16 protein-coding genes and 1 pseudogene are annotated in these 22,035 nt (G+C 36.1%); 8 read left to right on the forward strand and 9 right to left on the reverse strand.

The genetic code is table 11. From position 1 onward, the window contains the following. Positions 1-90: 90 nt before the first annotated feature. Positions 91-1,059 (forward strand): IS30 family transposase, encoded by a 969-nt coding sequence (locus H5S41_RS02480; RefSeq protein WP_085720378.1) that lies wholly within the window; start codon positions 91-93, stop codon positions 1,057-1,059. 194 nt (positions 1,060-1,253) lie between these two features. On the opposite strand, the pseudogene H5S41_RS12095 reads toward H5S41_RS02480, so the two are convergent. Further along, positions 1,254-3,406, reverse strand: a pseudogene (locus tag H5S41_RS12095) (phospholipase D family protein); the annotation flags it as partial. Positions 3,407-3,504: 98 nt separating this feature from the next. Here H5S41_RS12095 and H5S41_RS02490 point away from each other — a divergent pair. Both H5S41_RS02490 and H5S41_RS02495 read left to right on the forward strand, forming a co-directional pair. Beyond that, on the forward strand, positions 3,505-4,347 hold the full coding sequence (locus H5S41_RS02490; protein ID WP_182602157.1) for an Rpn family recombination-promoting nuclease/putative transposase: 843 nt from the start codon (positions 3,505-3,507) through the stop codon (positions 4,345-4,347). A gap of 319 nt (positions 4,348-4,666) precedes the next feature. Continuing rightward, positions 4,667-4,915: a HigA family addiction module antitoxin gene (locus tag H5S41_RS02495; protein ID WP_163704087.1), complete on the forward strand. Its 249-nt coding sequence runs from the start codon at positions 4,667-4,669 to the stop codon at positions 4,913-4,915. On the opposite strand, the gene H5S41_RS02500 is transcribed toward H5S41_RS02495, so the two are convergent. Next, positions 4,909-5,547, reverse strand: coding sequence for a hypothetical protein (locus H5S41_RS02500; protein ID WP_182602159.1), 639 nt, complete (start codon positions 5,545-5,547; stop codon positions 4,909-4,911). The genes H5S41_RS02495 and H5S41_RS02500 overlap by 7 nt on opposite strands. 374 nt (positions 5,548-5,921) lie before the next feature. Here H5S41_RS02500 and H5S41_RS02505 point away from each other — a divergent pair, with 374 nt between their 5' ends. The 3 genes from H5S41_RS02505 to H5S41_RS02515 all read left to right on the forward strand — a co-directional run bounded on the left by H5S41_RS02505 (position 5,922) and on the right by H5S41_RS02515 (position 7,392). Beyond that, positions 5,922-6,092 carry a hypothetical protein gene (locus H5S41_RS02505; RefSeq protein ID WP_182602161.1) on the forward strand — a complete coding sequence of 57 codons (171 nt, stop codon included), beginning with the start codon at positions 5,922-5,924 and terminating at the stop codon, positions 6,090-6,092. Between the two features lie 201 nt (positions 6,093-6,293). Further along, the gene (locus H5S41_RS02510; protein ID WP_182602163.1) at positions 6,294-6,791 is read left to right on the forward strand and encodes a DUF805 domain-containing protein; all 498 of its coding nucleotides are present in this window, start codon (positions 6,294-6,296) and stop codon (positions 6,789-6,791) included. Positions 6,792-6,900: 109 nt separating this feature from the next. Next, entirely contained in the window at positions 6,901-7,392 is a 492-nt protein-coding gene (locus tag H5S41_RS02515) for a DUF805 domain-containing protein (protein ID WP_182602165.1), read from the forward strand. Between the two features lie 59 nt (positions 7,393-7,451). Here H5S41_RS02515 and H5S41_RS02520 read toward each other — a convergent pair whose 3' ends face one another. After that, entirely contained in the window at positions 7,452-10,931 is a 3,480-nt protein-coding gene (locus tag H5S41_RS02520; RefSeq protein ID WP_182602167.1) for an SEC10/PgrA surface exclusion domain-containing protein, read from the reverse strand. Positions 10,932-11,110: 179 nt separating this feature from the next. Between H5S41_RS02520 and H5S41_RS02525 the strand changes: the two genes are divergently transcribed. Continuing rightward, positions 11,111-11,359, forward strand: coding sequence for a HigA family addiction module antitoxin (locus tag H5S41_RS02525; protein WP_182602169.1), 249 nt, complete (start codon positions 11,111-11,113; stop codon positions 11,357-11,359). 103 nt (positions 11,360-11,462) lie between these two features. Here the strand turns inward: H5S41_RS02525 and H5S41_RS02530 are convergent, their stop codons facing one another. The 6 genes from H5S41_RS02530 to H5S41_RS02550 all read right to left on the reverse strand — a co-directional run bounded on the left by H5S41_RS02530 (position 11,463) and on the right by H5S41_RS02550 (position 20,899). After that, positions 11,463-12,161: an N-6 DNA methylase gene (locus H5S41_RS02530; protein ID WP_182602171.1), complete on the reverse strand. Its 699-nt coding sequence runs from the start codon at positions 12,159-12,161 to the stop codon at positions 11,463-11,465. A gap of 12 nt (positions 12,162-12,173) precedes the next feature. Then, positions 12,174-13,676 carry a DUF8451 domain-containing protein gene (locus H5S41_RS02535; RefSeq protein ID WP_182602173.1) on the reverse strand — a complete coding sequence of 501 codons (1,503 nt, stop codon included), beginning with the start codon at positions 13,674-13,676 and terminating at the stop codon, positions 12,174-12,176. A 258-nt stretch (positions 13,677-13,934) separates the two neighbouring features. Beyond that, the gene (locus tag H5S41_RS11895) at positions 13,935-14,057 is read right to left on the reverse strand and encodes a hypothetical protein (RefSeq protein ID WP_259395039.1); all 123 of its coding nucleotides are present in this window, start codon (positions 14,055-14,057) and stop codon (positions 13,935-13,937) included. After that, complete coding sequence (locus tag H5S41_RS02540) at positions 14,057-18,469, reverse strand: Eco57I restriction-modification methylase domain-containing protein (RefSeq protein ID WP_182602175.1); 4,413 nt, start codon at positions 18,467-18,469, stop codon at positions 14,057-14,059. The genes H5S41_RS11895 and H5S41_RS02540 overlap by 1 nt, the downstream gene beginning before the upstream one ends. A gap of 26 nt (positions 18,470-18,495) precedes the next feature. Beyond that, entirely contained in the window at positions 18,496-20,646 is a 2,151-nt protein-coding gene (locus H5S41_RS02545; protein WP_182602177.1) for a hypothetical protein, read from the reverse strand. After that, on the reverse strand, positions 20,639-20,899 hold the full coding sequence (locus H5S41_RS02550) for a hypothetical protein (RefSeq protein ID WP_182602179.1): 261 nt from the start codon (positions 20,897-20,899) through the stop codon (positions 20,639-20,641). Before H5S41_RS02550 ends, H5S41_RS02545 begins: the two co-directional genes overlap by 8 nt. Positions 20,900-21,047: 148 nt before the next feature. On the opposite strand from H5S41_RS02550, the gene H5S41_RS02555 reads away from it, so the two are divergent. Continuing rightward, positions 21,048-22,016 carry an IS30 family transposase gene (locus H5S41_RS02555; protein ID WP_085720378.1) on the forward strand — a complete coding sequence of 323 codons (969 nt, stop codon included), beginning with the start codon at positions 21,048-21,050 and terminating at the stop codon, positions 22,014-22,016. Positions 22,017-22,035: the final 19 nt, after the last annotated feature.

A 22,035-nucleotide genomic window follows, 5' to 3' on the forward strand; every position in this document is an offset into this window, starting at 1 on the left:
CGCCGTTTGTAAAATTAAGTTAGAAAAATAAAAAAGCCATTTGTGATAGACTTTTGAATAACCACAAACAAAAGTAAAGGAACATCACAAATGACTTATAAACATCTTACCACACGTGAACTAACCCTCATAGCTAATTTTTGGCACCAAGGTACGAAGGCTTATCAAGCTGCTAAACTGCTTAAACGAAGCCAAGAAACTATTTACCGAGTCTATCGATTTCTTGATAGCGGTAAGACCATTGCACAGTATCTTAAGGCTTACCAACGGAATAAGCAGCGTTGTGGTCGTAAGCAGGCTCAGCTAGCCAAGGATGAGATCAGCTACATCAATGAGCAGGTTAAAGCGGGCTGGACACCTGATACGATCATTGGTCGAGCAGAACGGACAATTAGCTGTAGTATGCGGACACTTTATCGGATGTTTGCTCGTGGACAGTACAATTTTGCCGTCCAGCAATTACCGATGAAAGGCAAGCGACACCCCAATGGCTATGTCGAACGACGTGGTAAGGCGGGGCATCTCGGTCGGAGTATTTACCAGCGATACCATGATTTTCCTCACTACCAACACGAGTTTGGTCACTTTGAAGCTGATACTGTTCAAGGAAAAGCTCATCGTGGTGCGGTCATGACCTTGGTGGAACGTCAATCTAAGGTGATGATTGTGCTTAACGTTCATCGTAAAACTGATGAAGCAGTTAACTATCACTTGGATAAATGGCTTTCTAAAATACCTCGTCATTTCGTTAAGTCGATTACCTTTGATAATGGTAAGGAATTCGCGGGCTGGCGTGAGATTGCCAATAAACATGATCTTCATACTTATTTTGCGGAGGTTGGAGCGCCCAATCAACGCGGCCTGAATGAAAACAATAATGGTATCTTACGTCGTGACGGTCTCAGTAAACGATTAGACTTCCGTAATTTACCAGATGAACTAATCACCCAGCTGATGCACAAACGAAATACTATTCCACGGAAGTCACTTCACTACCGCACACCACTTGAAGTATTCCTAAGTCACGTCACAGATGAACAGCTTTCAACATTTTTCTAATTTAAATTGACATTTCGGGTCATAAAAATCGGCTCCTTTATTTCAAATAACCTATCACTACCTACACTCTTATTTTAGCCCCATTTTGCCTTTACGTAAAAATATATGGGCCAAGCAACAAGGGCAATAATAAAAATCCAGACAATTATTTTTTGAAATAAGTTAAGTTTCCAAATGTGCTTCATTATTTCACCCTATTTCTTTTTGAGCCAACTAAATATGCCATGACGATGTGCCTGTTTTTCCTGAGCCTCCGTTAAACGGGTAAGCAACTCAGTCATTTTAGCATCAGTATTAACTTTTTGTGCTGCTAAGGCAACTTTACTACTATCATACTTTTGCCTAAGTGTATCGCTGTTTAACCACCGATCAAAATTATTAACATCAACAATAAAACCTGTACTCGTATATTGATAGCTGATCCGATATTTTCGTGGCAAGTATTGAAAGTATCGTTCCATCATCATGGAACCATTATTTCGCGCCGTGCTGTCAGAGACTTTATTAAAGAGCTGCTTATTAATCTGTGCCTTTAATTCACCATCCTGCTTAATAAATGTTACATCAACACCTACTTCAGCCTGATTGATTAGCATAGTCCAGTCATTACGTCCAACAAAAAGCGAATAATCATAATTATCTGTAAAATAGTCCTTTACTAGGTCAAACATCCTAAATTGATCCATTGCTTGTTTCAAAACGTGCTTGATTGGATAGAGGTAATCTTTTTCAATCTTTTGTTCCGTTTCATGTGATACATTATTGAAAAACTTTGCAAGTTCAACCTGACAGTAACGATAGAGCTGGTCATTAGCCCGCCCCAATAAATCGTTTAATTTATCTTCACGTTCTTTCTCATTTCCAGCAAAAGTTGATTCAAAACTTAAGTACCATAACCGCCGCATAATTTCTGGCTTAAGAGAAAATTGTGATTTACTATCTCCTTCACGCCGATTCATCGTAAAAATAAATGACGGAAGTGGTCCAGTTAAACTCCGATTATTTGTAATCTCTTTAATGAATCGATCAAAATACGGCCGCGTTGTTAAGTCCGGGCTAATATCATCAATCATCATTGGATTAACCGGCCCGTCACTATACATATAGTCACTTAAAACGCTCGTGATTGTCATATTAATATTTGATTTTCCCAGAGCATAATTTTTGGCATCAAAGACTCCGCCATCAAGAAAATTACCGCTTCCAGTTAATTTGGCCGCTAGTCTCTTCCCCAATGTTGACTTTCCTGTTCTTCCTTGACCGATTAGGGCTACCCCCAGCGGAACATCTTCACGCGATTTACTACTAGGCGACATTTCATACATATTCCGAATTTTCCATAGCCAAGGTGCTTCAAATAGGAAACACATAAAGTCACAGGCCTGCCAACCCTCACCGACTTCTTTATAGTTATCGTACTCATGGGCAATGTCGCTAAATAGTTGAAGTTGTTGACGGAGAGCATCTCCTGACAAATTGAATTTCAATAATTCAGATTTTACATTATCTCCTACACGGGGCGCCTCAAATAACTGGCCATCATTATAAAATAGGACTGGCTTAGGATAGAGATCTTCTTCACGGCTAATTTTTCCTGAACTATCCTCGTCACGAGTGACATGTTTAACTACTTGAGTAAGACTGTAAAGCTCTTTCCCAATATTTTCAAGATTACGTTTTTTATAACCCGCGTCCCCAAAGAGCTTAACCGTTTGTGCAACGCTTAACTTCTCTTTAGCTGATAAATTCTTAAGTGCTTCATCGGAACTGTAAGCATTCTTATATTCTTTTATCTCTGTAGCCGGTAAACAATCGTATTTTGACCAGCCTTATCTTTGTTTTCAAGCATATTAACAGTATCAGTATAAACATTAACCTGAAGCTGCTCAGTATTCTTAGCTTTAATGAAACCGGTCATTTTCTTTGCATCTAAATAGGTTGCTGCGTGGGCAAAATTATCATTAAACATTTGTAAATGACAATGATAAAGCGGATCAGCCTGCATCCCATAGTCACTATCAAGTTGCTCTAAATTTTGATGAATAGCGGCTTCAGTTAAATTCATTGACCCAGCAAATGAAAGATACTCATCTTTATTGGTCAATAAGTACATTTTAGTGTGAATTAATTCTTTTTTCGTAAAGAAAAGTTGTAAGCTTCCATCTAAAATCCGTTTCGTAAATTCGCTATCCTGGTGTTCATAACCATATTTCACAAATTCATTACGGTCAGTTAATTGCATCATCCGCTTACCAATTGAATTTGCCCCATTATCACTTAGTCCTAGGATCAAAGTAACCTTATCATAACGTGGCAAGAGCTGGCCTTCAATAAACTTAATCGATGAGCACAAAATAGATTAAAACAAAATGCAAAAGCAGCTTTTTTACGTATATATAATTTTAGAGGGTAATCCTCAAAATACACTTAAGGAGAAATTAACAAATGGCCTATCATGCACGCCCTAAATGGGAAAATGCTGATCTTACTGACGATTATATTTTCAATCGGGTGATGACCGATCCTGATATTTGCTTAGAAGTGTTACGACGAATTTTACCACATCTGCACATTAAAGAAATTGAATTTCCCAACGCTCAACAAGAAATAACGATTGCTCCCGATGCTCACGCGGTTCGTTTTGATATCTATACTACCGATGAGAATGGTAATCACTATGATGTCGAAATGCAGGTAGTTGACGAGCATAACATCGCAAAAAGGATTCGTTACTACCAAACAGCTAGCACGATTGAATCATATGAAAAAGGTAACACTTATAATCATGTTGACGATTCATACGTTATTTTCTTTTGCAACTTTGACCCGTTTGGATTGGGATTACAATATTATACTCTCCATAAACACATTGATAACGTTCCTGAAGAAATAGTTGATGACGGACAAACCGATATTTTGTTTAATATTACTTCACCGAAACATAATGTTAACCCCAAAATGCAAACTTTACTTGATGTAATCGCTAAACGAAAGGTTGATGAGCATGATGAGCTTGTCGTAAAATTGAAGAAAAGAATAGCATACGTCAAGCACAACCGGAAATGGAGGGCAGAATATATGCGACTCTCAATATATGAAATGGATCAGCAGCGCCGCTTAGAGGAAGCAATTAAAGAAGGCCGTGAAGAAGGTCGTGAGAAAGGGATTAAACGACTTATTAGTTCATTACGTGATTTAGATATTGAGCAAGGTATCATTAAGCAAGAATTAAAGAAACAATATGATTTAACCGATAAACAAGCAACAGAGTATTTAGAAAGAAAATAATTCTAAAAAGCAGGCTCGTAGTTCACCATTATGTCGTGACTATAAGCCTGCTTCTCTCAATTTTAAATATAATTACTTCTTCAATAACTTGCACATTAATACCAATGGCCAAATTACCGCGCCCGCTACTAAAGTAATAAGGACAATTTTTTGCTTCTTTGATAAATTATGACATGGACATTTCATACCTAATCGCTCCCTTGCATAAGTTAATTTAATTATAACGCATTTAAAACGCAATGTAAGAAAACGCGTTCATTTTTAACATTTTCTAACTTTCCTATTTTTACAAAAATAATATTTCAAGGAGGAAATTGTAATGCGAAAAATACCAACACCAACTTTGGGGCAAATATTAACAGCAGAATTTATGAACCCACAAGGAATTACTGCTGAAAAACTTGCTCAAGAATTAAACATTCCTCTTCCCCATTTAAATAGAATCCTACATGGTAATACCCTTATGGCTCCCGAAATAGCAATAAAGTTTAGTAAATTCTTTAATACATCTGATAATTTTTTCCTAAATCTCCAAAAAGATATTTTTAAACGTAATAAGAACTATTGATCAGTTGTAATCGTATAACGGTCAGGATCAGTATAGATTGATCCACCAGATTCGATTCCATTAGGATTGCCTTGATAAGTTCTTTGAACATAGACTGTTTTACCGTTATAAGTGAAGGAACCATCCTCATTATCTTGTACATTATTATAAAAATCATGAATACTTTCCGTACTCCAGTCGCCATCAATTAAACCTGCCTGCCGAGCCATCCGGTACTCAGCATTCATCCCTTCTGAAACCTCACCGTGATTGACACGTCCCTTTGATTTACTGCTTTCAGAGTTTGAATTCACGTTCGCAGAGGAATTGGCAAAGTCCATATCGTTGTCACTCACATCGCTACTATTAGATACCTCGGTACCATCTTCATCACTATCCGTATTTGCTTGTTGATGGGACTTCTTATAAGAACTTGTAACACTAGAACTAGTCGAACTTTCATCAGCAGATTTAGATGATCTATTCGAACTAACCATTATTGTCACACTTACAATTAACACAATAATCGCTAAACCTAAAAAGACATTAATTAATTTATCAATTCTCGCCATCTGCGACCATCTAAAACGAAGATGTGCAAAAAATCTTTTCTTTGTCCTTTCTTTATGCTTGCCGTGATAATCTGATTTCATGCTGCTCTCCTTCTAATACATTATTCACTTTCTTGGGACGCCATAAGTAATCAAATAAATTATATACTTTAATATAGATTACGAAAAAAAGACCTTTTCATATTATTTTTACTTGCTTTTGTGCAATAATAAACTTGTTAGTTGGCAATATAGAAATTCAAGTGGGACTTTATTGATGAGAAAATGGCGGTGAAAAGGATAATACTTAAAGATAGCAATTGATAGAATTACCCTTGATCGTGTTGAACACCCATTAGATATTGCTAACTTTGTATCTTACTTACTTCAAGCAAATTAGACTACATGACTGGTCAAACATTGCAAATTGATACGGTGTTCAATTCATTTAGGCTAAATATGGGAGGCGTGGCTATATGAAGTTTCAAACACTACTTGCAGACGCAAAATACGAAGAACGTGAGAAAGCTATTGCTATCCTCGTTAAATCACTAAGAGATGTCAAAATTTTTGATAAAGATATTAAGGCAAAGTTAAAAGAAAACTATGACTTGTCTGATAAAGAAGCAGCTAAGTACCTTCAATAAAGTTCACAACTATCCTACTCTCTAAATCACGAAAGACCAATCAGCGTAACAAATGCGTCGGTTGGTCTTCAATCTTTTATTTATCATATCATAACCAAATTTTGAAAACTACCATAACTAGTTAACAATAAATTTAGTAATGTTACCGATTAATGAAAATGATATAATCGAAAAGTATTTTATTATTGAGGAGCGGGTTTTATGTTCAAAGCTTACAAATATTATTGGCAAAATGCTTTTAAATATAAGGCACGATCAACACGTGCTGACTACTGGTGGCCAGTATTAATCAACGTGATTATATTTGCTATTTTGATTACAATTACATTATTGTCAATTGGTAACAGTGCCTATGACCTTACATTAACTTATTCGAACTACCGCCTTTTTCCAATGAGTTTTATGGTAATCACTATTGTCTTTGGAATTGCCAACATTTTCCCATCAATCTCAATTAGCGTCCGGCGGTTCCGTGATGCCGGAATCAGTGGCTGGGCCATTTTGGCTTTCTGGTTAATTTCACTTATTTTAACCAGTGGTAATAGTAGTATCCTTCAAGCAACCGCCTTTGCAGTCAATATTATTGAATTAGTTATTTATTGTTTACCAACTGATTATATCAATAAACACGGCTGGTGGAGTCCCAACTATAACGATGATGTTAGGGCCCCATCATTACAGAACACTAACAAAGAATAGCTTTAATGAGGTTGACTATTACAGGTCAGCCTTTTATGTTAGCTTTTAATACCCTCCACTATTAATAATGTTATAATTTAAATAAATAAGATTTAAGGAGGAGTTAATTATGTTTGAAGCTTACAAATATTATTGGCAAAACGCTTTTAAGTATCGTGCAGTTTCTTCCCGTGCTGACTTTTGGTGGCCGGTATTATTTAATTTTATTATTTTAGTTATTCTATATTTCTTACTAGCAATTGCCGGTTACACAACTGTCAGTGCAATCATGCATGGATATAACAGCGGTGGTTTTGTTGTTATTTTCTTATTATTTATCATTGCGGCATTTGCTGTTGCTAATATCTTGCCTGCTATTGCAAATTGTGTCCGCCGTCTGCGTGATACCGGTTTAACCGGCTGGACAGTATTAGTTTACTGGTTACTCTTAATTCTTTTCTCAAGCAATAATAGCAGTATTCTTAATTCATTATTAGCCATCCTCGAAATCATCATGATAGTATTACTCTGCTTACCATCTGGCTACATTAACAAGCATGGTTGGTGGAGTCCAAATTATACTGACGACGTTAAAATTCCGTCATTACAGAACAAAGACTAAAAAATAGACTGGTAGTACAACATCATTATCGTTACTATCAGTCTATTTTAAAGTAATTATTAATATTGACGTTTTTCCAAACCAAAGAGACTAGCGACCGTTGCTAATGCAATCCCGACTAAGGCAAGCAGACTATTATTTTGATCACCAGTCTGTGGTAATTGCTTGTTTTGCACTTGCGCTTTAGACTGTTTACGAGTTGATACTGATGCACTTGTTAAAACATTGGCTGTTGTTACGTGCTTAATCGCAATGATATCTTCAGTCGCGTTTGTTTTAGTTATAGAGGTAATACTCTTTGTATTAGCAACTTTATTATTGTTAATAGTTACCGGCTGAAGCGTTGAAACTTGCAAGCAATTGTTACCACCGATAATCGTCTTAGTTGACGGTGTTTCTTTATTCTTTTGCCCCTTAGTAGAGCTATTATTATCTGCTGTTGTTGCAGGAGTCGTTCCTTTACCAGTTTGAGAACCAGTAGTATTTTCTTGCTGCTTAGTAGTTGAAGTAGAGTTCCCCTTACCTGACTGTACATCAGCAGGCTTCCCTTGATCCTGCTTCTGGTCGCTAGTTGCTACCGGCTTGACGGTTAATTTGACCCCGTGAATCGTGTATGTTGAAGCATCAGGGAAGACAACTAAAACATCCTCAGCGTAATTACCAGCCTTCGCTACATCACTGAGAACCTTAGCTTGGTTAGCCCATTTAGCGATTGTTCCAGCAGGCAAATGTTCAGTTTGCGTATCCTGCGGGTTAACTGCCAATGACATTAGTATCATTGAATGGCTAGCTGTCGTAGTAACCACGATTCCATCATTAGCAATCGTTGGTTCAGGAAGCTTATCTCCAGCTACCATCGTTACCGGATTAATCTTGACTAACTTACCATACTTATCAGCATCCGTTTTTTGTGCTTCTACAAGAGCCGCTTGGGCAGCCGCCAGAGCAGTCTGGCTGTCAGTAACCTTGGCTTGCGCTGCCTTAAGAGCAGTTTGAGCTGCTTTGACCTTAGCTTGACTAGCATCGGTATGTTGTTTGAGCTGAGATAACGTTGCTTGTTGTTGCTTAAGTGCTTCCTGAGCCGTGGTTAATGCTTGCTTAGCCGCCATCAATTTGGTTTGAGCGGTTTGAGCGGTTTGAGCTGCTTTCGATTCGTTTTGGAGCGTTACTAACGTACTTTGCAAAGCAGTCAGCTCTTGCTTAGCGGCAGTTAGGTTAGCTTGAGCCTTGGCTACCGCTTGCTGCTTCTGGTTCAAATTATCCTTCGCTTGATTCAAGTTATCTTTTTGCGCATTAACTTGAGAAGTGATCGTAGCTAACTTTGCTTGTTCAGCGCTTAGTGAAGCCTTGGCGCTAGTAAAGGTTTGCTGCTTGCTTTGTTGATCAGTCTGGGCCGCCGTTAAATTTTGTTGAGCAGTTTTAATATCTTGATTAGTTTGCTCACTTTGGTGGTTAGCTTGGGCTAATGCTTGTTGAGCTTCATTCACTTTTGCTGTTGCTTGAGCTAGTACTTGGGTTAATTTAGCTTGGTTATCCTTAGCTTTAGTCAATGCGTCGGTAGCACTCTTAACGACGTCCTTTTTAGCTGTTAAATCACTATTTAATTTGGCGAGACTGTCATTATCAGCATTAACGACATTTTGCTTAGCGGTTGCTACCTGTTGCTTAGCTGTCAGTTCTTGGTTAGCTTGTTGTAGCTGATCCTTGGCTGCTAAAATTTGTTTACCTAGGTTTTCGGAATCGTAAGGGTTATTAAGTGGCTCCGTTATGCTTGGATCTTGACTATTTGCAATTGCATCATTGCCCGGTTGGTTAACATGGAACATAATACCATTCATCCCGGGGATATTCCAAACATTAGTTGCAAATGAAGGGCTAACAGCGATGTAATTTTTCTTTGAATGGAATAGCATATTATCAATCCCTAAGAGGCCTGTCGTATGCCCCATATCACTATCTGCATCGTTAAAAATCATCCCAGCAATCGAATTAGCCAACATCTCTTTAATCTGTGCCATACTCATATGGTCAGTGTATTCAGTTGAGCCCATACTAGAAGCGGACTCGCCATATTCATTGAAAGGTTCAACAACCTTATCACTTGTAGTAGCGGGTTCTTGGGAAAGGCCATAATCATAGTAGGCTTTCTTTAACGCATAAATATAGTGGCCACCGAATTTATTATCATTAGTTGTAATATTAGCAATTTCTGCATCCAAAGCAGCAAGCCCTTTAGTTGCAATTTGTTGACCAACGTATTTTTGAATCCCTAATTTTTTAATTAAATTGTTAATAATTGTTGCTACAAAAGTTGATAAGTCATCGATTTGAGCAGGCGTTACATTATATAAGTCAAGAATTTCGGTTTTGTCTTCGCTGAGATCATCTTGCCAGTTATTATAGGTTTCTTCTACAGCATGACTATTTTCTAATAGGGCTTTTTTCCAAACATCATAATGTTTTAGAGTTTTGAAATCTCCGGTACTAAACCCGGCTCTATTAGGATCACTACAATAAGCATCTACATCTGCTACAAATGCCTGCGTGGCCTTAATTTGCTCTGGCGTAAATTTAAACGTTGGCAGTACATTTTGTAAAGCTTCAAGGTCAGTCTTAGTTTGCTTGACCTTACCTTGAGCAGTAGTAACGTCATCATTATCTGATTTAAGGGCAGCTTGGTCTTGATTTAATTGCTTGGTTGCATCAGCAATTTTACCTTCAACTACCTCTTGTGCTTTTTGAGCAGAGGCTAACTTAGCTTGGGCCGTTTGGGTTGCCTTTTTACCCTCATCAGCGGCCGATTGCGCTTGCTTGGCTGAATTTTGAGCCGCAGTTAAAGCATTTGTGGTGTCCTTAACACTTTGTTCAGCCTGGGCATGATTTGCCTTAGCCGTATTTAAGGCGTCGTTAGCCTTATTTACCTTATCATTACTTTCATCAAGCGCCGTCTTAGCTTGATCTGCGGAGCGTTGTGCGGTCGCTACCTTTCCCTGCTGAGCTGTTTGTTGTTGAGAAAGCTCATTTAATTTATTTTGGGCCGCATCAACGCTATCCTTAGTTGGCTTAACAGCAGTTTGGGCCGTTGCTAAAGTTGCTTGACCAGCCTGAACTTGAGCATTTTGCTTTTCAATCGCCTGAGTTGTTTTTTCAATTTCTGCTGGTGTGGCAGAAGCCGCTTGTTGATTAGCCTTATTAGCTGCTGTTTGCGCATCACTAACATTATTATTAGCAGTATTTACTTTTGCTTGGGCATTTGCTACTACTGCTTGTTGTTGCTTAACGTTTGCTTGTGCACTAGTCAATTTGCCTTGAGCCGACTGCAGGTTAGTTTGCTTTGTATTAACAGCTGCTTTAGCATTAACTAAGTCATTCTGAGCAGCGGTTACCTTTTGTTGGGCCTGCTTTACCTGGTCTTGGTGAGCGTTTTGGGTCACCTTTCCCCCGTTTGCCACTGTATCGGCCTGAACATTTGCTACTGAAACCCCCGCAACAGCTGTCGCCGCCATAGCAACCGTGCTAATTACTTTCTTACTATTCACTTGTAATTCCCCCCAATAGTTTTAAATATTAACGGTTTCGTTATATCTCAAATTGTAAAGATTTTAAAAAATTTTTTGCTGTTGTTAACCGAATGAACGTTGTCTTTACATATGCCTGAAGCAAAGCCATAATTAGTAGAATAAGTAATTGGTCAAGATCTCAGAAAGGTCCCCTCATCATGAATAAAATTCCAACACCATCAATCGGTGAAATTCTCCAAGAAGAATTTATAAAGCCTCGGCACCTATCAGTAGACCAGGTTGCTAGCAAAATTGGCATTTCAGTATCAGATTTTCAAGACATCTTGGATAATCATTATCCTCTTGCTGATGAAGTAGCTGTTCGTTTAGGAAAACTTTTCCAGGTTTCAGATCAATATTTCTTAAATTTACAGCAAAATATTAGTATTCGTAATCATAAATCTTAATCACAAAAAATAGCTTTTGGTAAAAATTACTTTGAATTAATACCAAAAGCTATTTTATATTCTTTTCTCATAGGGATATCGAGACTACTTCTCAATTTTCTAATTACTTAATTACTGTTTCCTTTAAATAGATATCTGACCATTTACAAGGAACATAGCTAACAATAGGTTTTTCTTTCTTTTCATCGACAGGTGCAAATAAATCTAACTGTTCGTAGCTATTTTTTACAGTACCTGTAGATTCTCCCTGGTTAAGGATAGATTCAAAAGTATATTCTGTACGTTGTACCTTACAAGGATTTCCACCTAGATCCTGCCACTCACTAAAAACAATTGGCTCTCCACTTAACGTTTTTCCTTTTAAGGTGTCCCCTTGTTGCATGTTTGACTGAATAATAACTTTAGCGCTAGTCTCAACATTTTTATTATATTTAGTACCAAATTTTTCTTGTAGTATTGTCTCATACTCACGATTAAAGGTTTCCTGCATATTCATGACTAGCATTTCAACGTTATCTTCTAGATATTCAATACCATAAAGAGTTGATAATGCTATTAAACTATTTTCATTGAATGCACGAACAGATTTACTCCGCTTTAAAGCAACTTGCAGTTTTCTTTTTAATAATTCAACCAAGAAAGCTCCCTCCCCAGCTGATGGTTCAAGAAAAGTGGCATGTAAATCATTAATCTTTGCAGTTATTTCAGGCTGATCTAACATCAAATTAACTATTCGTCTTGGAGTAAATACTTCACCATGATCTTTTACCCGATCCGCAGATTTTATTATTTTTTCAGTCATAATTTGCTTTCCTCATTTACCCGAGTTTTCATTCAGCTTTCGACGAATAATGTTAGGCATAGCCTGAACTAGCGCTAACAACTGTTCTTCTGTTTGAACAATGCCATATTTTGTTGATCTTCCATTTCCTCGTTTAATAACAAGTTGTTTTGACATTAAATTTTTTAATGAAGAATCAACCTTTGTTCTACTTAAATTCGTTACGCTTTCAATTTCTTTGTGACTCATCTCTTGGCTATCAGATATAATAATCGCCTTTAAAATAACTCGTTCTCTATCAGAAATTTCTTGTCCTGAAAAGGAATCAGCATAGTCAACTCTCCATACTTTTAAGGTTGTTCCACTATAATCGGATTTAATTTCTGGTGTCCGATAATTATTGATTAACGCTGACTCATAGATCTTTTCACCACCATGACCAGCACGTTCACTCTCGCCTAACTGAACAAAAAGTTTAGATATAATCGGATTCCTAGAACTTGTCCGATTAGTAGTGAAAAATGTTTCTACTGGAACCAACATTTTTCCTGGATTAGAGAATTGATAATAATTTACCCCAACAATTGCCCGTAGTGGCTCTTTTCCGTAATAATTAGCATGCATTAACATATTTAATAATGCTTCCCGAAGTGCAACCATCATCGCACCATATGTGTCCTTGCGGTTCATATTAATATCAAGGGCAAAGTGATTATTAATCGTTGCACTAATAGCTTTTATAGTTCGCCGATAAAAACTATAGATATTCAAATTATCTGTAACTGATGAAATTCGATTAAGCCATCGCTCAATATTAGGTTGACTTTGATCCAGATAATCTAGCTGAAAGTAGGGAAACTTATGAATAATTGCATTATTATCACCAAAAAAGAGCAAACCACCAACTGTAATTCCATATTCATTATTCCCATTATAATCCTTAGCAATTACACCAATCTTCTTAAGAAATTCCTCGGTTGAAAGATCCTTATAGCGGGCATATTGTTCCCGTGATGCTAATTCGGATTTATAGCTATTAACAGATTCTAAATCAAGGTCATCAATCCAGTAATTTGTTAATACTGCTGTATCGAGATTAGTTGCCGTATTAACTAAAAGCATTTTTAAATCTTCACCCTTAGCTTTAATATCAACGGCTCCTTTTCTAATATATGGAGTTCCATTGGCCCTAACCGGCTTTTGATTTTCTTTAGCTTCTGGAACATTAATTTCAATCAATGTACTTTCATTAATTGTAATAACTTTAACATCATTATTTTTTACAGTATTAATATTTAAGACTTCATCAATATTTGACCAAAATTCATCAAGTATTTTATGGACGTTAGAAACACCAGAAATATTAAATTGTGACTTTTGATCAGCCCCCTTACATTCCTCAATACCCAAAACAACTATCCCGCCTTCAGTATTCGCAAAAGCGGCAATTGATTCCCACACGTCTCGAGAAAGTTTTGTGCTATTTTTCTTATATTCAATATACTGATTCTCATCTGGTAAATTTGAATAATCCATTTCATCCCCCACTATCTTATATATAAAACCTGCAGAAAACCTGCAAATTTAATCAGCTTATTTTCCTTGCTATATCAGTATTTTCACCACTAGTATTTGAAATTTAGGAAGAAAACCTGCAGAAAACCTGCAGATTAATTTAATTATTGTTAGTAAAGAAATCAGCTAATTCTTCACCATCATTTTCTACATCACTATCATGAGAAGTCTCTTGATCTTTAGCCTTAGATTTTACTTTCCACATTGATAAAGTAATTCCTATATACGACTAGTAAGCTCTTTAGTACTTGCTTGACTGCCTAACTTTTTTAACCCTTGAATTATCGGAAACATAAGGTAGGCTTCTTGGTCTTGACGATTTAGTTCATTAAATGTCTTCATTAGACCATTGCCTGTACTTTCGTTTCAATGAAATTAATTTCATCTTGGGACAAATTATATTTCCGATATAATTGCTGATCAATTTCTGGAATACTCTTGGTCCAGTCAATGTCAGAATTAGAAGTGAAATCTTGCATGGGAATTAACTTCCAAGTTGATACAGGATTATGTTGAGTTATCTTTAAGATGCCCAAAAGTACACGTGCAAATTTTGTTTTTATATATTTTTCAGTTGCCTTAGCCTCATCAAGTGTTTTAAATTTTCCAACGCTCATAAATGTATACGAGCTACCGATCATCGGTGTACCGATCATCGGTGTACTTAATGCTTCTCCTAATGAACCACTACCATTAGCTGCTGGAACAAACACTTTATAATAATTTAAGTTTGTATTATTTTGAATATATTCTTTTCTAATATATCGATAAACTCTCTTCTTTTTAATCAGGCCGAGCATTTTTATATACTCGTTACCGTCATCTGGCTTTTCCTTCAAGAAAATATTTGTTAACTTTTCCAAAGTATTAGACTTCACATCATAGTCATGTCCTTTACTTAGTTTTCTCCTAACTTCCGGATAATCATCATGCATTTTATTTGTAAAACGATAATCTTCAGCCGAATAAACTATATTACTAAAGCTTTTAGAATTACGTATATTAATCTTATGCATAATAGAATTTAACTCCTTAAACGGAACGTATATATTTGCTGGAGCATATCTACTTCTAATTGATCCAAAATTCTTATTTGTATCTCGTAACGTGATAACAACCCCACCCTTAATGTCTGTCCTTGGGAAGAAATCAGAACTATTGGGAGTAAACATCACTATATTTAAATGCTCATCATTCAGCATCTTTCTATTCCAATCCTTAGGAGTGCTACCAGCATCAAATAAGAATCGTGCCGGTGTTATTAAAGTAACAATATCAGACAGTTGTTCAGCTAAGTCATAGAATTCATTGTATATTGGTGCACGGTAATTATCGTTATCACCCTTACTTTCATCTTGATAAGGAGGATTTCCAATCACTACATCAAATTTCAAGTTACCAAATACCTCCTTAATCTTCTTTGCTTCACCTTCAACATCTTGTTTAGCATCTTCAACAATATTATCAACAAACTCAATATTCGCGTTATAGTCCTGATAACCAACCAATGTCCGCTTAGCAATTGCCTTAGCCATTGGTGTTTTTGCTACGCAGAAAATATTTTCCCGTAAAATTTGTTGCCAAAGCATCCGCTTATTCTCGAGTGTAACATTACCAGCAGTCGCTTGCCGCTGCTTTTCATACTCTTGATAATAGCGGGATGTTGCAACGTATAGCGGATATAATCCAGTTTTGGAATTAATTTCTAATACATGAGCATTACGATTAAAGATCTTTTCTGTGTAATCGGTATGAATCCAGTGAGCGGCATCAACGCCATCGACGGTCAGGTTTTTATAATCGTCATCATAAAAGGAGTAACCGCCAATCGTCTTCCCCAAATGCATATTAACTACTCGCCAGGGCGTCAATACAGTTTCCTTATCGGGATTGCGGAAAGTTCCAAAAATCATTGCTAATTGTTTTGTTCGTTCAATTGGATCACTTTCATCGAGAGCCTTAACCCGATTACGAATAATTTTTCCGGCTTCAATGAAGACATCTTGATCATAGAATTTAGAAAATTCTTTAAACAGTTCCTTCGTCACACCTTTAGGCATAAATTCTTTCCATGACTGGTCATCTACCTTATCAATAAACTTATTGATATTAATGTTTTCATCAAGTTCGACATCCATCCCATAAATCATCATCGGAATCCGAATTGAAATTGACCGTAAAATAGAAATCATGGTCTTTCGTTGCTTCTTTAGCTGCTTCATCTTATCCATTGCAGCTTGTTCTTCTGGTGTCCGGTCCTTCTTCTTATGCTTTTCACCTTTAATAGCTTTGTCATACTCTTCGTCAGTCAAGCCTTGACTATTTACATCAACTTTTAATGGCTTTTTCTCAGATTTAGTCGTCCCCACGATTGCCTTTAATTTATTGAAGGCAGAAAGATCAGCATCCTTAAGCATTAGCAATTCATCGCTATATAATGAATCATCATCAAAACCGGTCCGGACTGCTTTTTCTGCGTATACCCGCTTAATTTTCGCCAACATTGTGTCAACTTTAAACGGCTTCATTCCATTACCTGTTTCGCCAATTATTGGCAAAAAGTTCATTAACTCAGTCATTTTATTTTTTTGTGCTGAGCTAGTTTGTTTTCCAACGCCAGTATTCAATTGAGTTGAAGCCGCCATGACAGTTAGAGCTCGATCTGGGGCAAAGTCGAAAATATAGCAATCCGTCTTTTGACCAAACGATTCTGATGAGTATGGTGTTTGAGCACGGAAGGCTGCCTGTAAATATTGCATAGCACTATTAGTATTCGAAAGGAATAGCACACCCGTCCATGGCTTAATTGTTACCCCAGTCGTTAACTTACGAACTGTTAACGTAATGGTTTTCGTCTTAGCTGGGTCTTTGCCGATCGCATTGTTCACCTTATCAATATCATTTTGAGAGGTAACTCCATTATCATTTTCCTTAACATTATCAACAACATTAACAATCTGGTATTCCATCCCAAATACCGAATGTTTTCTTAACATCTTTTCGAGGGCATTAGCTTCTTTGACCCCCGGCATAATCCAAAGGGTATGCCGCAGCCGATCCCGGAATTCTTTAGTTGAATATGGATAATTAGTATTCCTATCCGGTGTCGAAATATTATCTAAGAATTGTTTAACTTGGTTCTTATAAACAAATTCTCCCTTGTCATTAACCTTGAAAAACTCCTTGAAGTTAAATGATTTCTTATCATCACTTTGAAACCGCAAATCACTAAACTTATTGCCCATTTCAAAAGTGAACATATTAACTTTAGGTAATCCTTCATAAGGATTTTTCTCATTAGGATGCTCTTCCTTCCAGGTATACTTAGCCTTTTGTTCATTAACGTAGTCCCAAGTATAAACCTGATCTTCATCATACTGATCCAGAATATTAAACGGTGTCCCTGAAAGTTCTAATAGTTTAGTATTCTTGCCAACTACTAAGTCAGTAACATTTTGAGCTAATTCGGTCTGCGTGCCTTCATGGGCTTCATCGATTATTACTAGGTCCCAATGAGTCTTAAAAATATCTTCATTTTTATCACCGGCTGAACCACCAGCTAATTCAGAACCACGAAGGTCTTGCAGACTAGCAAAATAAACAAACGACTTATCACTTTGAGCTAAATAGCTAAAATCTTCACCATCTTTTTTCGATCCATATAGGTAACCTGCAGCTGGCATATCAATCTTTTTAAAATCTTCAAACCATCCCTGATCTACAACTGGGCGATGGGTCATGATTAAAACGTGTTTATATCCTTCATCTTTAACTAATTGAAGTGCCGAAAGTGTCTTCCCAAAACGCATTTTGGCATTCCATAACATTTTGTCATACGACTTAAAGGCCTTTTCAGTTTTCTTAACAGCTGCTTTTTGTTCCGGGCGAAGTACAATTTTAAGTGGCGCTGGCGTAGTAGCAAGATCATCAATCGACTTCTTACCTTCTTTAACAGCTTTAATTGCTTTTTTTGCTGTCTCTACATCGGTTTTATACCACTCATTGCCTTCTGTAATTTCAGTTTTTTCAATATGAGAACGGTCAAGTACATTATGGACCTCGTAGTCTCTAAACCAAGAGTGATCTGTTTTACGGTATGCTAATTCAGCCCATTGTAGTTTATAAGGGACACCCGCCGTTTTCATATATTGATTAATCCGCCTCTCAGCGACTTTCCGTAGATCTTTACTATTAGGCGTATTATCTGTTTCTAAATCATCAGTTGTTGCATCACCAATCTTCTCTAATCCAACATAGGCAGGCCAATTACCATCACGATTGTCAGCTGTCTGAACATAAATAACCTTTCGACTATCTGTTGTTTGATACAATGCATGAGGCTCCTCAAAATTTGCTAGAGAAACGTGCTCATCTGTATAGGTATTAGTAAACCATGCTAGCAGAGTATATAGTTGTTTCAATCCATTTAACCCTTCACTCTTAGAATATTTATGAAGAGTGTGAGCAGCACTATTTCCAACACTCTTTAATTGATAAAAGATATCAAGTAAATTCTGCTCAAGTAAATGACGATATTTGATTTCTCGCAAACAATCATTAAAGGTACTTCGTCCATCCATTGATACATAATTCAAATCTAGGATTCGCCGAGCAATATTTTCAGCAACTTTCCGAATCGATTCATACTCGTTGGCGAACTTACCAAGCGTATATAAATCTTCCGCATCTTTAGCAGTATCATATAAGTCCTGAGTTTCAAAATTTCGTTCTAGAAACGCAAAATTACTTACCATGTAAATACCCCTTATTATCCATTAGCTCACTTAAGCAAATTCTCATATTCATCGTCTGTTAAAATTTCTTTAAATAATTTGATTAGTTTTTGCTTTTTTATATCGTCTAAATTTTTAGTCAAACGATCTAAATCATATGACATCATAATTGAATAATCAATATATCTCTTAGCAATTAAGACTTGGATTAGTTGCAATAATTTTTCATAGTGATCAGAGTCTAACCTTTCTGGATGTATTATGTAAAGCATACTGATATCCACTATTCCTTTTTTTGTAGACGAGGCTCGCTCAATATATGTAATTATTTTTTGTAACTTTGCACCTTTTATTTTGAAGAATTCTTTTGAAATTGTAGATACACATATTTCAGGGAATTGTGGTATTTCAGAATACTTTTCAATCCACGAACCTGAATATTTTCGCTTTGAAAAAACAAAAAAACCTAAAATATTTTTTAACACATCTAAGCTTAATTTAGTCTGTGGAATGTTTCTACAAGGCTTCACATTCCTAGATAGAAGTATTGACAAATTAAAAGCAATGTATGGATTTTGATCCCTCGATTCATAATCTGATTGTAACAAGTCAATTGCAACATCTGAAAAGATGCTTAAATCTTTTTCATTAAAGCCATAAAATGTAGTTGAATAGCCCAACAATGTATTTATTGAAATTGTCCCCCGCAACTCTTTTAAGAATTTCCACAGCCTTCCTATTATGAAATCTCTGTATGCCTTATTAACTCTTTTTAGTCCACTCATTTTGTGTCTAAAGAGATTATCATCCATGTTTCCTTCTAGGTTTTCTTTTAATACTTCAAAGTATCTTCCTAAATCGCAATTTAAGAAAGAGGTAAAATCTACGTATTTATTACTAATTAGCTCATGATTAAATGGCAGTTTTGTATAATCTATAGAAAGTATTTTTTTTAAAACCAGTGTAGCCTTCTTTTCGCCACAATCAATTAATTTTTTTACTAAGTCAGCATCAGCATATGAAAACCGTTCATAATTATTATTAACTATCACTTTTATAGCTAAAGCTAATATTTGTTCTTCTTCTAAATTATTAGCTAAATATTCCTTTACTGCATCGTTAAAGTAAGTTAGCTTATTATTTTTTAAAAACACATTTATTACTTTTATTTTATCATGGACTGATACCGTTTTATCATTAAGGTGTTGTACTAATAGCTTCCGGTAATTATCTTTTTTTATAAGGCTCTCATTCTCACTTACCTCTAGAAAAGATATTTCCATTTTTCTTAAACTTTTGAATTTCCATTGTTGTGGTCCAATCTCACTAACGTCAACCATACGAACTCCATCAATATAATCAGTATTTGAGGAGACTCGAATGGAATATTTTTTTAGGAAATCTGCAAATTCTGGGCCATAAAATCTAAAAGTATAATTTACTTTTCCCTTTAGAATATCTAATTCATTTGATGATAGTTTTCTCTTTAGTCCTACGTTAATCATTAACTTTTGAATGACTTTATAATTTAATAACATTGACAAATCATTTAAATTTAATCGACCTATGTATAAAAGATCGTACAATAGTCTCATTTCTTTATTCTTTAATATTTCATCAATAGCAAAATTAACCTTAAATTCATTAATATGAAATTTCAATGTATTCTTTAAATATTCAGAAACATCATTACTAAAATTATAATTGCATTTATGTAACTGCTCATTTTCTAGAAAATAATATGTATAATCCGATTTAATAAAATTTGCTATTCCTATTCCCAACCAGTCGGGTAACTTTCTATTTTCAATAGTTAACCTATCCATTATATTTTTAGGTAATATTCTATTAACCCTCAAGGGGAAGTTAACCTTAAATTTTTTAGCCTCCTCTTTTAAAATTTTTAATATTGCATCTAATTCTTTCTTATTTATTACTTTCTTTTCCCTTATAGCACTAAGTACTAAATTTTTTTGGCTACTTTCTAAACTAAAGTAAACACTAGCAATTTGTTCCCAATAATTACCAAGAGGTATCATTTCATTGAAAATAAGATTAGTCTCTAAAGACCATTTAATTAATCTAAGACGCTTACTATATGTCATTAAAGAATATTCCTTAAATACTTCATCTATTTTCTGAGTCATACCTTCATCAACCACATTATTAATTTCCGTAATGAATAGGCCCTTATTCATCTAATAAAATTCTCCTTAGTTTTTCATTCTCATCATCTTTGTCTATTCCAATAAGTTTATCTGCTAGTTTCTTTACAAATACTGGAAGATCTTCAAAGGAAGTACCATACCATTCGATTTGAATAGACTGTCTTTCTTTATAGTATCCTTCTATCAAATTATTAAACTTATGATCATCTTTTTTCATTAATGCGAATGCACACGTATCATTACTATCTAATCCCAATTTCGCTAAAACTTGGTCTTCCTCCAATCCATACCCTAAGAAAACAATTGTCTTTCCTCTTAAAAATTCTTTTATTTTTCGAAAACGCCGTTTGTAAAATTAAGTTAGAAAAATAAAAAAGCCATTTGTGATAGACTTTTGAATAACCACAAACAAAAGTAAAGGAACATCACAAATGACTTATAAACATCTTACCACACGTGAACTAACCCTCATAGCTAATTTTTGGCACCAAGGTACGAAGGCTTATCAAGCTGCTAAACTGCTTAAACGAAGCCAAGAAACTATTTACCGAGTCTATCGATTTCTTGATAGCGGTAAGACCATTGCACAGTATCTTAAGGCTTACCAACGGAATAAGCAGCGTTGTGGTCGTAAGCAGGCTCAGCTAGCCAAGGATGAGATCAGCTACATCAATGAGCAGGTTAAAGCGGGCTGGACACCTGATACGATCATTGGTCGAGCAGAACGGACAATTAGCTGTAGTATGCGGACACTTTATCGGATGTTTGCTCGTGGACAGTACAATTTTGCCGTCCAGCAATTACCGATGAAAGGCAAGCGACACCCCAATGGCTATGTCGAACGACGTGGTAAGGCGGGGCATCTCGGTCGGAGTATTTACCAGCGATACCATGATTTTCCTCACTACCAACACGAGTTTGGTCACTTTGAAGCTGATACTGTTCAAGGAAAAGCTCATCGTGGTGCGGTCATGACCTTGGTGGAACGTCAATCTAAGGTGATGATTGTGCTTAACGTTCATCGTAAAACTGATGAAGCAGTTAACTATCACTTGGATAAATGGCTTTCTAAAATACCTCGTCATTTCGTTAAGTCGATTACCTTTGATAATGGTAAGGAATTCGCGGGCTGGCGTGAGATTGCCAATAAACATGATCTTCATACTTATTTTGCGGAGGTTGGAGCGCCCAATCAACGCGGCCTGAATGAAAACAATAATGGTATCTTACGTCGTGACGGTCTCAGTAAACGATTAGACTTCCGTAATTTACCAGATGAACTAATCACCCAGCTGATGCACAAACGAAATACTATTCCACGGAAGTCACTTCACTACCGCACACCACTTGAAGTATTCCTAAGTCACGTCACAGATGAACAGCTTTCAACATTTTTCTAATTTAAATTGACATTTCGGG

It is taken from the genome of Limosilactobacillus albertensis, assembly GCF_014145555.1.
GTDB classification, from domain to species: domain Bacteria; phylum Bacillota; class Bacilli; order Lactobacillales; family Lactobacillaceae; genus Limosilactobacillus; species Limosilactobacillus albertensis.